The organism is Isoptericola sp. NPDC056573 (assembly GCF_042793335.1).
Lineage (GTDB): Bacteria > Actinomycetota > Actinomycetes > Actinomycetales > Cellulomonadaceae > Isoptericola.
On sequence record NZ_JBHTUY010000005.1, the window covers coordinates 168,005 to 180,601 of the forward strand.

8 protein-coding genes are annotated in these 12,597 nt (G+C 76.2%); 2 read left to right on the forward strand and 6 right to left on the reverse strand.

What is annotated here, in order from left to right; genetic code table 11:
* Positions 1–1,284, reverse strand: coding sequence for an MFS transporter (locus ACFQ8E_RS10710; RefSeq protein ID WP_430550535.1), 1,284 nt, complete (start codon positions 1,282–1,284; stop codon positions 1–3).
* 101 nt (positions 1,285–1,385) lie between these two features.
* On the opposite strand from ACFQ8E_RS10710, the gene ACFQ8E_RS10715 reads away from it, so the two are divergent.
* Complete coding sequence (locus ACFQ8E_RS10715; RefSeq protein ID WP_430550536.1) at positions 1,386–2,522, forward strand: LacI family DNA-binding transcriptional regulator; 1,137 nt, start codon at positions 1,386–1,388, stop codon at positions 2,520–2,522.
* Positions 2,523–2,551: 29 nt separating this feature from the next.
* Here the strand turns inward: ACFQ8E_RS10715 and ACFQ8E_RS10720 are convergent, their stop codons facing one another.
* Genes ACFQ8E_RS10720 through ACFQ8E_RS10740 form a run of 5 tightly spaced genes read right to left on the reverse strand, consistent with a single transcriptional unit; the run spans position 2,552 to position 10,959 of the window.
* Positions 2,552–3,247, reverse strand: a complete 696-nt coding sequence (locus ACFQ8E_RS10720) for a GNAT family N-acetyltransferase (protein ID WP_430550537.1) — start codon at positions 3,245–3,247, stop codon at positions 2,552–2,554.
* The gene (locus ACFQ8E_RS10725; RefSeq protein ID WP_430550538.1) at positions 3,244–5,448 is read right to left on the reverse strand and encodes a penicillin acylase family protein; all 2,205 of its coding nucleotides are present in this window, start codon (positions 5,446–5,448) and stop codon (positions 3,244–3,246) included. Before ACFQ8E_RS10725 ends, ACFQ8E_RS10720 begins: the two co-directional genes overlap by 4 nt.
* The gene (locus ACFQ8E_RS10730) at positions 5,445–7,934 is read right to left on the reverse strand and encodes a GNAT family N-acetyltransferase (protein WP_430550539.1); all 2,490 of its coding nucleotides are present in this window, start codon (positions 7,932–7,934) and stop codon (positions 5,445–5,447) included. The genes ACFQ8E_RS10725 and ACFQ8E_RS10730 overlap by 4 nt, the downstream gene beginning before the upstream one ends.
* Positions 7,931–9,391 (reverse strand): lysine N(6)-hydroxylase/L-ornithine N(5)-oxygenase family protein, encoded by a 1,461-nt coding sequence (locus ACFQ8E_RS10735; protein WP_430550540.1) that lies wholly within the window; start codon positions 9,389–9,391, stop codon positions 7,931–7,933. Before ACFQ8E_RS10735 ends, ACFQ8E_RS10730 begins: the two co-directional genes overlap by 4 nt.
* Positions 9,388–10,959, reverse strand: coding sequence for a pyridoxal phosphate-dependent decarboxylase family protein (locus tag ACFQ8E_RS10740; protein ID WP_430550767.1), 1,572 nt, complete (start codon positions 10,957–10,959; stop codon positions 9,388–9,390). Before ACFQ8E_RS10740 ends, ACFQ8E_RS10735 begins: the two co-directional genes overlap by 4 nt.
* Before the next feature lie 253 nt (positions 10,960–11,212).
* Between ACFQ8E_RS10740 and ACFQ8E_RS10745 the strand changes: the two genes are divergently transcribed.
* Entirely contained in the window at positions 11,213–12,532 is a 1,320-nt protein-coding gene (locus ACFQ8E_RS10745; RefSeq protein WP_430550541.1) for a C39 family peptidase, read from the forward strand.
* Positions 12,533–12,597 lie beyond the last annotated feature (65 nt).

Consider the following 12,597-nt stretch of genomic DNA (forward strand, 5'->3'; position numbering starts at 1 on the left):
TCACTCGCCCAGCGTACGCGCCGGGTCGGGAGCGGCCGGCAGCGGCTTCGCCGCCCCGGCGACCAGCAGCCCCAGCGCCACGGGCACGGCCAGCACCAGCAGGGCGTCGCGGTAGCCGACGTGCTCGGCGAGGAAGCCGATGAGCGCGGGGCCGACGAAGAACGCCGAGTACCCGATCGTCGAGACGACGGAAACGCGCAGGGCGGCCCGCTTCGGGTCGTCCGAGGCGGCGGACATGCCCAGCGGGAACCCGAGCGACGCGCCGGCGCCCCAGATCGCGACCCCGACCAGCGCGACCCACAGGGACGGCACGAGCGCGAAGACGAGGACGCCCACGAGCGCGGCCGCGCCGCACACCCGCAGCATGGGCACGCGGCCGTAGCGGTCGATGAGCGACGTGCCCGCCAGCCGGGCGAGCGTCATCGCGCACAGGAAGACGGCGAGGCCGATGGCGCCGACGGAGTCGTCGGTGCCGAAGCCGTCGACGACGGCGAGGCTCACCCAGTCGTTCGCCGCCCCCTCGGTGAGGGCGGCGGCGAGCACGACCAGACCCACGAGCAGCGTGCGCGACTCGCGCCAGGTCGCCAGGGTGTCGCGCAGGGTGTGGCCGGTGCCCGTGTCGACGGCCGTGGCCGGGTCGGCCCGCGTGTCCGGCGCGGGCGCCCCCACCGCCGCGGCGTCCGCCGTCGGCTCGAAGAACCGCACGCAGGCCACCACCACCAGCAGGTCGATCACCATCACGGTGATGACGTGCCCGGGCAGCGAGGCGCCGGCGTGCGCCGCCAGGGCACCGATGCCCGCGCCCGCGACCGTCCCGAGCGAGAAGCCGGCGTGGAAGCGCGGCATGACGGACTTCCCCAGGCGCTGCTCGACGACGGCGCCCTCGAGGTTCATCGCCGCGTCCCAGATGCCCACGCCCATGCCGCCGAGGAAGAGGCCGACGCGCACCAGCATCGGGTGGTCGCCGTCGACGGCGAGGGTGGCGACGGCGAAGCCGGCGGCGGCCAGCGCGGCGAACGACACGCAGGTGCGGCCGGCGCCGATGCGGGAGGCGATCATGCCCGACAGCGGCAGCGCGACGAGCGACCCGATGGCTCCCGTGAGCAGCAGCACGCCCATCTCCGCCTCGGAGAAGCCGAGGCCGTCACGCACCGCGGGGATGCGGGAGGCCCACGTGGCCATCCCGATCCCGGCGACCACGAAGACGACGAAGACGGCCCAGGCCGCACGGACGGCGTGCGCGGGCGGCGCGGCCGGGCGCTCGGGCGGCAGATCGGTGCTCACGGTCCGACGCTTCCGGATTCCGCCACGCCGGTCAAATCGATTCGAGCACGCGCTGGTCAGCGCGGGTAGGCTTCGCCCCGGACCTCGCCGGAAGGAGCCCCATGGGCCGCAGCAACGCCCGACCGACCCTCGCGCGGGTGGCCGAGCTCGCGGGTGTCTCGGTCTCCACCGCCTCGCTGGCGTTCTCGGGCGCGGGACCGATCACCGCCGAGACGCGCGACAAGGTGCTCGCCGCCGCCGCCGAGCTGGGCTACTCCGGCCCCAACCCGCTGGGCCGGCAGCTGCGCTCCGGACGCTCCGGCATCGTGGGCGTCGTCCTCGGCGACCAGCCCGGCCGCGCCTTCCGCGACCCGGTCGCGGTCAAGGTGCTCGACGGCCTCGTGGACGTGCTCGGCGCCGAGGGCCTGGGCGTGCTGCTCATCCCCGGCGTGCGCGCGGTCCCCGGGCCGCGCGTCGACGGCGAGGAGACGGCGCCCGTGCCCGCCGTCGACCCCCTGCTGGAGTCCGCCGCCATGGACGTGGCCGTGCTCGTGTGGGGCGTGCTCACCGACGACGCGACGCTCGCGGCCCTGCGCCGCCGCGACGTCCCCGTCGTGGTCGGCGAGGGCGGCCGGGTCGAGGGCGCGCCGCTCGTCGCGCTGGACGACCGGGCCGGCACGGCCCTGGCCGTGCGCCACCTCCAGGAGCTGGGGCACACCCGCATCGCGGAGATCACGCTGCCCCTCGACGCCGCGGAGCGGTCCGGCCCGATCGACGCGGCGCGCCTCGCCCAGGCGGACCGCACGTCGACGCGGCACCGTCTCGCGGGCGTCCGCGACGCGGTGGAGCCCGTGATCTCGTGGGAGACGCCCGCGTCCCTCGTGGAGCACGGTCGCGACGCCGCGACGGAGATCCTCGGGGCGTGGGTGCCCGAGACGGAGCGCCCGACGGCGATCGTCGCGCACTCGGACCTGCTCGCCGCGGGTGCCGTCATCGCGGCCCGCGAGCTCGGGCTGCGCGTGCCCGAGGACGTCTCGGTCGCGGGCTTCGACGGCATCGACCTGCCGTGGCTCTCCCCCGACGTGCTCACCAGCGTGCACCAGCCGCTGCAGGCCAAGGGCGCCGCGCTCGGCCGCGCCGTCCTGGGCGTGCTCGCGGACGAGGCGCCCACCTGCACCACGCTCCCCGTGGAGCTCGTGCCCGGCACCACGACCGGCCCCGTGCCCGACGTCGTCCGCCCCGCCGACCCGCAGGCCTGACGCCGGCCCGGCGCCGGCCCGGCGCCGGCTCAGCCGGCGGCGCCGAACGCTGCCGCGACGAGCTCCTCGGCGCGCTCGCGGGGGCAGAACGCCAGCACGGCCTCCTTCGGCCCCTGGGGGGACTCGAAGCGCACGGTGCCCGCGGCCTCGAAGCCGAACGCCGCCATACGCGCGACCGCGGACCGGTTGCGGGCGTCCGGCTCGCCGACCAGCCGCCGCGTGCCCGGGCGGGCGAATGCGAAGGCGAGCACCGCCGGCCCGACCACGGCCCACGGCACGACGTCGTGGCGCGCGGCCGGGCCGTCGCCGCCCTTGAAGAAGTGCATGCCGAGGTCGCCGGGGAGCACGTCGTAGGCCGTCGAGACCGGGTCGTCCTCCGGGTGGTACAGCTGCACCAGGACCACCGGCTCGCCGTCCCAGCGCACCAGGTAGGCGTGGTGCGTGGGCAGGGAGTCGACGAACGCGTACGTGGCGCTCAGGTCCTCGCGGCTCAGGCCCGCCAGGCCCCAGAACCCGGCGTGCGGGCGGTTGACCCACTCGTGCAGCACGTCGAGGTCGGCGACCGGATCCAGCACGTGCGCCGTGACCGTGCCCGCGCCCGGGACGTCGGCGCGCCACACCTCCGCGCCGCGCGCCCCGGACAGGAGGCGGTTGGACGTCGCGGGCTCGGGCAGGGAATCGGGCAGGGGCTCGGTCGGGTGGTCGGCGGTGGGCTCGCGGGTCATCGGTCCTCCGAGGGTCGTCGGGTCGGCAGGGGTTCCGGGCGCAGCCGCGCCCAGTCGGTCTCGATCGGGGTGGTGCGCGCCTCGGCCCACGCGGGGTGCTGGTCGGCGAAGTGCGGCGAGCGGGGGTCGCCGGAGGTGCCGAACGGCACTCCCCAGCGGCTGCGGCGGCGGTCGCCCAGGTCCCACACCCAGCGGGCGACCGACCCGTGCAGGACGGCGTGGGTCACGCCGGGCACGCCCGCCGTGCAGCGGACCGCGTCGACCGACCCGCCCAGCGGACGCGCGTGCTCCGCCGGCACCGCGGGCGCCGCCGCGCCCGGCACCAGGCCCAGCGCGTGCAGCGGGGCCAGGCGGTGCAGGTCGCCCCACATCTCGACCGGGCGGCCGGGGTGGTCGCCCGGGTGATCGCCGCTCGGCTCGTCGTGGACGTCGACCTCGTCGAGGTCCGCGAGCGCCTCCGCGGCCAGGCGCCCGTCGTCGACGACGCCCGAGCCCAGGATCACCGCGAGCGCGTCTCCGACGCGTGCGACGACGTCGAGCCACGGCGCGAAGACCTCGGGCAGGCCGTGGGGCTCGTGCAGCGCGGTGAGGGCCGGGTCGGCCGCGACGCGGCGCACCAGCGCGTGCCGCCAGCGCGCGAACAGCGCGGCGTCCGCGGAGCCGGCGTCCATCCGCGCGCCCGCCGCCGCCCACGCGCGCAGCCGCGCAGCGCGGCCCGCGGTCCCGACAGCGCCGACCGCCTCGGCCGCCCCGAGCGCGCCGACGGACGGGCCCGGCCCGAGCCGGGCGACGAGCCCCGCCGCGCCGCCGTCGTGGGTGTCCGCGAGCACGCGGTCCTGGGCCTCGGCCGTCTCCCCGCCGGGCGGCAGGTCGGCGAGCAGCGCGCGCACGCGCGCGGCCCGGTGCGGGGCGTAGGCGTGGCCGAGGTCGTGCTCCGTCCGCGCGGGGCGGTGGTTGGCGTCCACCGCGACGTCGGTCACGACGGCGGGCGCGGGCAGCCGGCGCCACCCCGGCGAGGTGCCGCCGGTCGCCGGGACGACGCGGCCCGACGGCGCCACCTCGGGCACCAGGCCGGCGGTCAGGCGCAGCACCTCGCCGGTCGAGTCGGCGGCGAGCACCCGGTCCACGGGGTCGACCCAGCCGGCGAACGCGGCGGCGACGTCGCGCGCCGTGGCCGCGTGCTGGAGCGCGCGCCAGGCGGCCACACCGGCGTCCGCGGTGACGCGCACGGGCCAGCGGAGGCTGTGCCGGTCTGTGACGAGCGGGCCGCGGGGCGCCTCGGCCCAGCGCACGACCACGGGTTCGCCGCCGCGCACGGGCACGGTGTCCGAACCCTGCGCGACCACCCGCGCCCCCGCGGCGGCGGCGTCGCACCCCTCCGCGTACAGCTCGACGTGGTGCGCCATCGCGTTGGTGACGCCCCAGGCCACGACGGTCTCGGCGGATCCGGCCGACGACACCGCCTGCCCGAAGTGCAGCACCCCGGGGACGCCGGGGAACGCCAGCCCGACGACGTCGTGCCCCGGGCGGGCGAGCCGGACCTGCTGGTAGACGCCGGGCAGCTCGAGCAGCCGGTGCGGGTCGCCGGCGAGCAGCGGAGCGCCGGACGCCGTGCGGGAGCCGTGCAGCGCCCACGCGTTGGACCCCGACGACGGGCCGCCCGCGCCGTCCCGTGCGCCCCACCAGCCGACGGCCGCGTCGCCCAGGGTCGGGCCGAGGGTGCGCGCCACGTGCTCGCGCCACAGCAGGTGCGGGAAGCCGCTGAACAGCACGTGGTGCACCAGGAACGTGCCGACCGGCGTCCAGGGCCGCCAGGGCTCGTCGTCGGGCAGGTCCGCGCCGCCGAGGGCGCGGGCGAGCTCGGCCCGCTCGGGCGTGTCCCGACCGCCGGCGTCGAGCCCGGCGCGCACGCCGTCGGCGTACGCGCCGAGCCACGCCCGCTCCGGCTCCGCGAGCGCGTCCCAGACCCGGCGCGTCGTGTCGGCCAGGCGCACGCGGGCGGCGAACCGGTCCCACTCCAGCCCGGCCGGGCCGACCCGCGCGGCGAGCCGCCCCTCGCCGTACCAGCGGTCGACCTCGAGCTGCCAGCCCCGGTCCAGCGCGGTGACGTAGCCCTGCCCGTACGCCAGGTCCGCCTCCGAGCCCGCCCGCACGTGCGGCACCCCGAGGTCGTCGCGGAAGAGCTCGAAGGGGTGGGTCACGGGGCGTCCGGGCGGGCGACGGGGTTGGCCATCGTCCCTGCGTACAGCAGCGAGGCGGACTGGTCGGTGAGGTCCACCATCTGCAGCGTGTTGCGCAGCTGCAGCCGGTTGAGGCACGAGTGCGCGAACCGCCGGCCCCGCAGCTCGATCCGCCCCGCCAGGTCGGGGTGCTCCGCCCCGTGCCGGTCGATCACGTCGGCCACCACGGCCCAGAACCGGTCCTCGCCCAGCAGGCCGTCCACCGCGAGGATGCCCGCGAGGTGGCGAAGCACGCCGTCGAACACGTCGGTGAAGATCGACAGCGCCTTCTGGTCGGCGTCGACGACGGCGCGCGCCCGCTCCACGCCGGCCGGCAGCTCGCGGTGCCCGAGGACGGCGATCTCCTCCCCGATGTCCTTCATGAACACCCGCCGCACCACGCCGTCGCGCAGCACGAGCACCAGGTTCTCGCCGTGCGGCATGAACGCCAGGTCGTGCGCGCGCAGGCAGTGCACCAGCGGGTACAGGTAGGCGTCGAGGTAGGCGCGCAGCCACGCCTCGGGCGCGATCCCCGACTCCCGCACGAGGGCGGTGGCGAGCGCCCGCCCCGCCGCGTCGCGGTGCAGCAGGCTCGCCATGGTCGCCAGCCGCTCCCCCGGCGCGGTACGGGGCACGGGCGACTCGCGCCAGAGCGCGGCGAGCATCTTGCGGTGCGCGCTCGGGCGGGCGGTGCGGTGGTAGACGTCGCCGGTGTAGCCGACCGACGCGCGCTCGCGCAGGACGCCGAACCCGGCGTCGCGCAGCGTGGGGTCGCCCGCGACGACGCCCGCCACCCAGTCGTTGATCTCCGGGGTGCCGCGCATGTAGGCCGGGGAGAGCCCGCGCAGGAAGCCCATGTTCTGGATCGCGAGCGCCACCTTGACGTAGTGCCGCTCGGGCCGCGTGCGGTTGAACATCGTGCGGATCGACTGCTGCGGCTGGTACTCGTCGGCGCCCGGGCCGAGGGGTACCAGGTCGCCCCGCGCGACGTCCGCGGCGAACGTGATCGGCACGCGGTGCTGCCACTGCCAGGGGTGCACCGGCAGGTACAGGTAGTCGGCCGGGTCCTGGCCGCGCGCGGCCAGCCGCTCGGCGAACGCGGCGCGCTCGGCGCCGGAGAGTTCGGCGCCGTACAGCTCCCGCTCGGTGAGGCCGTCGCCGACGGCGAGGTGGGTGTGCTCGCGCCGCGCCGCCAGCCACATCAGGCGCATCCGCTCGCCACGCTCGGGGGCGAACGACCGGTAGTCGTCGAGGGAGAACCCGATGCGGCCGTTGTTCGCGAGGAAACCGGGGTGCCCCTCGGTCATCGCCGCCTCGGTGGCCTGGAACGCGTCGGCCCGCCGCCGGTCGTCGTCGCCCTCGTCGCCGGCGCCGGAGCCGTGCGGGACCAGGTCCGTGAGCAGCGCCGGCACCTGCGGGGACGCACCGGCCAGCTCGCGGTCGCGCTTGGCGCACGCGGCGGCGAGGGTCGAGGACAGCTCCTCGAGGTAGGTCGCCACGAGGTCGTCCGGGATCTGCAGCAGGGGCTGCAGCTCCGCCACCAGCTCCAGCGCGTCCACGGGCAGGTCGGCGCCGTCGCCCGACGACGCCGTGCGCGTGATGGACGCCGGGTCCACCACCCAGTGCTCCAGCGCGAACGTCCGCGCCGCGAACCGGTACGTGACGCCGTCGAGCGCGAGCACGAACCGGCCCGGCTCCGGGTCGGGCTCGGGGCGGAAGAGCCGCTCGTGCGCGAGCTCCGCGAGCGCCTTGGCGGCCAGGTGCCGGTGGGCGTGCTCGGCGACGTCGGGGCGCAGGTGCGGCGCGAGGTCCGCGCCGTCGCCCTCGCCGAGGCCGGCGAGGGCGCCGAGCGGCGAGGCCGCGAAGTCCGCCCGCGTGCACACGCTCAGCGCCGCGCGCTTGGTGTGCCCGCCGGGCCCGTCGCCGTCGTCGAGCTCCACCTCGCGCAGCACGCGGAACCCGGCGGCCGCGTTCTTCGCGGCGATCGCGCGGTTGCGCACGTCCGGCTCGACGACGACGCGCGCCCCGCCGCGGCCCTCCGCGGCCAGGCAGAAGCGCACGACGGCGGCCATCACCGCGTCGGTGAAGCCCGGCGCGCGGGCGGCCGGGTCGTCGGGCGGAGGCGCCACGAGCAGGTGCATGCCGACGTCGCCGGGTGCGGCGTCGTGCACGCCGACGAGCAGCACGCGGGCCGGGTCGTAGGTCTCGGCGTAGAAGGCGGGGACGCCGTCGACGCGGCCGAGCCAGCCGTCCTGCCGGTCGTCGTCCGCGACGTCGGCGAGGTAGTCGCGGACCTCCGCGACGTCCAGGTGCCCCATCTGCCAGAACACCGACGCCGGGTGGGTCAGCCACCCGTGCACGGTCGCGGCGTCCCGCGCCGGGTCGACCGGCTCGAGGACGACGGCGTCCGGGGACGTGCGGGGCGTGCCGGCGCCGCGGGCGGTCCGGGTCTCGGCGACGGCGGTCATCGGGCCACCTCCCGCACGGCCGCGGCGGGTTCGGGCGGCGACCAGGGCGTCGAGGGCTCGCCGTCGGGCCGGCCGCCCGGCAGGCCGAACGTCTGGAACGCGATCCGTCGCTCGATGGCGTACGGCTCGCGGCCGGTGACCTGCGCGAGGATCACGGAGTTCCGCCAGGCGGCGAAGCCCAGGTCGGGCGCGGTGACACCGTGGGTGTGCGCCTCCGTGCCGCCCACGTGCAGGCGGCCGCCCGCGCCGGCCGTGTAGTCGCGGGCCACGTCCACGCGGCCCAGCTCGTCGAGGTCCACCAGGCCGGGCGCCACGAAGCCGGGCACCCCCGCCCCGTACCCGGTGGCGGCGACGACGGCGCGCGTGCGGTGCTCCGCCGTCGTGCCGAGCTGGCCGTGCCGCAGGGTGAGGACGTACTCCCCCGCACGGTCGGTGCTGCCGTCGGCTCCGTCGTCGGGCTCGTAGCGCGCCGCGACCACCTCCGTGTCCGACAGCAGGGTGGTCGGCACCTCTCGCCCGAGGGCCGACTTGCGGTACAGCGTGTCGTAGATGTCGTCCACGAGGTCGCCGCTGATCCCCTTGTACAGCGCGCGCTGCTCGCGGCCGAGGATCTCGCGCAGCTCGGTGGGCAGCGCGCGGTAGTGGTCGGTGTACTCCGGCGACGTCATCTCGAGCGTGAGCTTCGTGTACTCCATCGGGAAGAAGCGCGGCGAGCGGGTCACCCAGTCCACGCGGTGGGCGTCGGGCGCTGCGTCCTCGAGCAGGTCGCGGTACACCTCGGCAGCCGACTGCCCCGACCCGACGACGGTCACCGCGCCCGACGCGGCGAGCGCGTCGCGGTGCGGCAGGTAGTCGGCGCTGTGCACGACCGGCCCGGCGCCTGGGTGCCGGGCCGCCTCCGCCGCCAGGACGGCGAGCGGTCCGGGGAGCTGCGGCGTCGTCCCGACGCCGAGGACGACGTGGCGGGCCCGGTACGTCTCCGTGCGGGCCGTGCCGTCCGGGCCGGCGGAGAGGCGGGCGGTCACCACCAGGTCACCGGTCTCCTCGTCCCGGTCCACCGCCGTGACGTCACGGCCCCAGCGCAGGGTGGTGAGCCGGTCGGCCGCCCAGCGGCAGTACTCGTCGTACTCGGCGCGCAGCGGGTAGAAGGACTCACGGATGTAGAACGGGTACAGCCGGCCCGTGTCCTTGAGGAACGCGAGGAACGAGTACGGCGACGTGGGGTCGGCCATCGTCACCAGGTCGGCCAGGAACGGCACCTGGATCGTGGCGCCCTCGAGCATCATCCCGGGGTGCCAGCTGAAGCCCTCGCGCCGGTCGAGGAAGACGGCGTCGACGTCGTCGAGCGGGTCGGCGAGCGCGGCGAGGCCCAGGTTGAACGGCCCGACGCCGATGCCGACGAGGTCGTAGGTGCGGTCGTGGGCACGGTCGTGGGCACGGTCGGTCGGGCGGGTCATCGGGCGACCTCCTCGAGGGCGGGGTCGGTGGGCACGGCGGACGCCCGGGTCAGGCGCGGGTGGACGCCCCGGCACGGCGGCGCGTCCAGGTCGAGCAGCTCCTCGCCGGCGAGCAGCCCCTGCGCCGTGGCGCGCACCAGGTCGAGCACGCCGCGGACGTCGTCGAGCGTCGCGTCCGGGTTGAGGAGCGTGAGCTTGAGGCACGGACGCCCGTCGATCACCGTCTTCGCGACGAGCGCGCGGCCGGAGTCGAACAGCACGCGCCGCACACGCGGCACGAGGGCGTCGGCCTGCGCGTCGTCGAGGCCGCCGGGCTGGTAGCGGAACAGCACGGTGGACAGGTCGGTGGGGGCGAGGAGCTGCAGGTCGGGGTCCTCGGCGAGGTCGGCGTGCACGGCCGCGGCGAGGTCGCAGACGGCGTCGACCATGTCGCCGATCCCGTCCGCGCCCACGGCGCGCAGGGTGGCCCACAGCTTGAGCGCGTCGAACCGGCGCGTGGTCTGCAGCGACCGGTCGACGAGGTTGAGGTCGGGGTTCGGCTCCCCCGCCTCCTCGGCGGGGTTGAGGTAGTCCGCGTGCCACGCGGCCCGCGCCAGGTCGGTGGCGTCGCGCACCAGGAGCGCGCTGGAGGAGACCGGCTGGAAGAACGTCTTGTGGAAGTCGACCGTGACGCTGCGTGCCCGCTCGACGCCTTCCAGCAGGTGGCGACGGCGCGGCGAGACCAGCAGCCCGCCGCCGTACGCGGCGTCGACGTGCAGCCAGGCCCCGACGGCGTCGCACAGGTCGGCGACCGGGGCGATCGGGTCGACGCACCCGCGGTCGGTGGTCCCCGCGGTGACGACGACGGCCATGACGACGTCGCCCGCCCGCTCGACGTCGACCAGGGCCCGGGCCAGCGCGCCCGGGTCGAGGCGGCCCTCGGCGTCGGTGCCGACGCCGATCACGGCGTCGTCGTCGAGGCCGAGCAGCAGCGCGGAGCGCGCCACGCTGAAGTGCCCGGCGGTCGTGGCGAGCACCCGCAGCCGGCCGAGCCGCTCGCGCCGCGCCGCGCCGCCGAGCCGGGCGCCGTCGGGCCCGGTGAGCGCGGCCTCGCGCGCCAGGTGCAGCGCCTGCAGGTTGGACTGCGTGCCGCCCGAGGTGAAGACGCCGTCGCTCCCGGCCGGGAAGCCGATGCGGCCGGCCGTCCACTCGACGAGGCGCTGCTCCATGAGCGTCGCGACCGTGGACTGGTCGTACGTGTCGACGGACGTGTTGATCGCGGCGAGCATCGCCTCCGCCCCGACCGCGGGGAGCGCCACCGGGCAGTTGAGGTGCGCGGCGTACGCGGGGTGGTGGAACCAGACGGCGTGCGAGGCGTAGAGGTCGGCGCTCTCGCGCAGCGCGTCGGGCGTCCCGACCGGCGGCCCGTCGAGGTCGACGGCGTCGACGAGCGCCTGCAGCTCGCGGCGGCTCGCACCGCAGAACGGCTGGCGGGCGGTCTCGACGCGGGCGGCCACGTCGTCCACGACGGCGTGCAGCGCGCCGGCGTAGTCGGCCGCGGTCGCGGCTCCGAGCAGGGCGGAGGGCATCGTCACGGGGCTCCTTACGAGGATCGGGTTAGGTCAGCCTCGCCTAACTTAGGTGCCGAGACTTCCGCTGCCAACCGCAGCGACGCAGATCACACCGCGGCGCCACGGCGCCCGCGTTGCCCGCAAACCCGTGACACGGACCGCACGATCTGGGAAAGTCTTCGCCATCAGGGCAGTGGGGACCGTCCACCGCCCCCGCCTGCGGGGAGGACCCATGAGAGGCACGGCGCGAGGTACGGCACGAAGGAGCTGGATGCGAGCGACGACGGCGGCACTGGCGGCGGGGGCGGTGATCGCACCCACCGCGGGCGCGGCCGGCGCGGCCCCCACGGACGACCCGGGGCCGACCGGCCACAAGATCACCACCACCCACTGGCAGGGCATCGATGACCTGCGGCAGGGCGAGTGGGAGAACCTGCGGCCAGGGGCGCGCGGCACCCTCGGCCTGCGTGGTCCCGGCGGCCCGAAGACGGAGTACACCGACCCGTTCGGCGACGGCGCCGCGGTCGAGTACGAGACGGGCACCTGGACGTCGCCGGTCGTCGAGACCGGGTACGCCGTCGACGAGTCCCTCACGTCCTGGAACGCCACCACCCCCACCGGCACGTGGGTCGAGGTCGAGTTCCGCGGACGCAAGGCCGACGGCGCGTGGACCAAGTGGTTCGTCATGGGGCGCTGGGCGTCCGGCGACGACGTCGAGCCCGCCGACGGCGGCGTGGGCGACATCCACCGCACCTCCGTGGACGGTCAGAACGACGACGACGCGTACCTGTTCACCGACACGTACGTCGCCAAGTCCGGGCGCGAGCCCGAGGCGTTCCAGACCCGGGTCACGCTCTACCGGCCGGCCGGGTCGACCGCGACCCCGCGGCTGGCGGGCGTGACGACCATGACCAACGAGTACCTGCCCGACTCCGCCTACACCGGCACCAGCGACTTCACGCTGGGGCGCGCGGTCGAGCTCGACGTGCCCGGCTACTCGCAGCTGACCCACATCGGCGAGTACCCGGAGTTCGGCGGCGGCGGCCAGGTGTGGTGCTCCCCGACGTCGACGACGATGATCCAGTACTCCTACGGCAGGAAGCACCAGGTGCCGGCGTCGGAGCTCGAGGACATCGTGGCCCCGAACGGTGACCCCCAGGTCGCCTACGCCGCCATCAACACGTGGGACTACACGTACGAGGGCTCGGGCAACTGGCCGTTCAACACCGCCTACGCGCACCGGTTCGGGCTGGAGTCGTTCGTGACCCGCCTGCGGTCGCTGGCCGAGGCGGAGCGGTTCGTCGCGGCGGGCATCCCGCTGGTCGTGTCGATCCACTTCGCCGAGGAGGAGATGCCCGAGGCCGGCTACGGCACCGACGGCCACCTCGTGACCATCGTCGGCTTCACCGCCGAGGGCGACCCGGTCATCAACGACCCCAACAAGGCGACCGACGCCGACGTGCGCAGCGTCTACACCCGCGAGAACTTCGAGCGCGTGTGGCAGACGTCCACCGACGGCATCGCCTACGTCATCCACCCGCACCAGGTGAAGCTGCCCCGCAACGTCCCCGGGGCCACCCCCAACTGGTGAGGTAGCACGAACCTCGCCGAGGTAGTTCGCACAGATGTGCGAACTACCTCGGCGAGGGCCGGGCT

Excerpts from the sequence above, each read along its gene's own strand:
- ACFQ8E_RS10735 (WP_430550540.1), bottom strand. The coding sequence starts at position 9,391 with ATGACCCGCCCGACCGACCGTGCCCACGACCGTGCCCACGACCGCACC.
- ACFQ8E_RS10740 (WP_430550767.1), bottom strand. The coding sequence starts at position 10,959 with ATGCCCTCCGCCCTGCTCGGAGCCGCGACCGCGGCCGACTACGCCGGC.
- ACFQ8E_RS10720 (WP_430550537.1), bottom strand. The coding sequence starts at position 3,247 with ATGACCCGCGAGCCCACCGCCGACCACCCGACCGAGCCCCTGCCCGAT.
- ACFQ8E_RS10730 (WP_430550539.1), bottom strand. The coding sequence starts at position 7,934 with ATGACCGCCGTCGCCGAGACCCGGACCGCCCGCGGCGCCGGCACGCCC.
- ACFQ8E_RS10715 (WP_430550536.1), top strand. The coding sequence starts at position 1,386 with ATGGGCCGCAGCAACGCCCGACCGACCCTCGCGCGGGTGGCCGAGCTC.
- ACFQ8E_RS10745 (WP_430550541.1), top strand. The coding sequence starts at position 11,213 with ATGCGAGCGACGACGGCGGCACTGGCGGCGGGGGCGGTGATCGCACCC.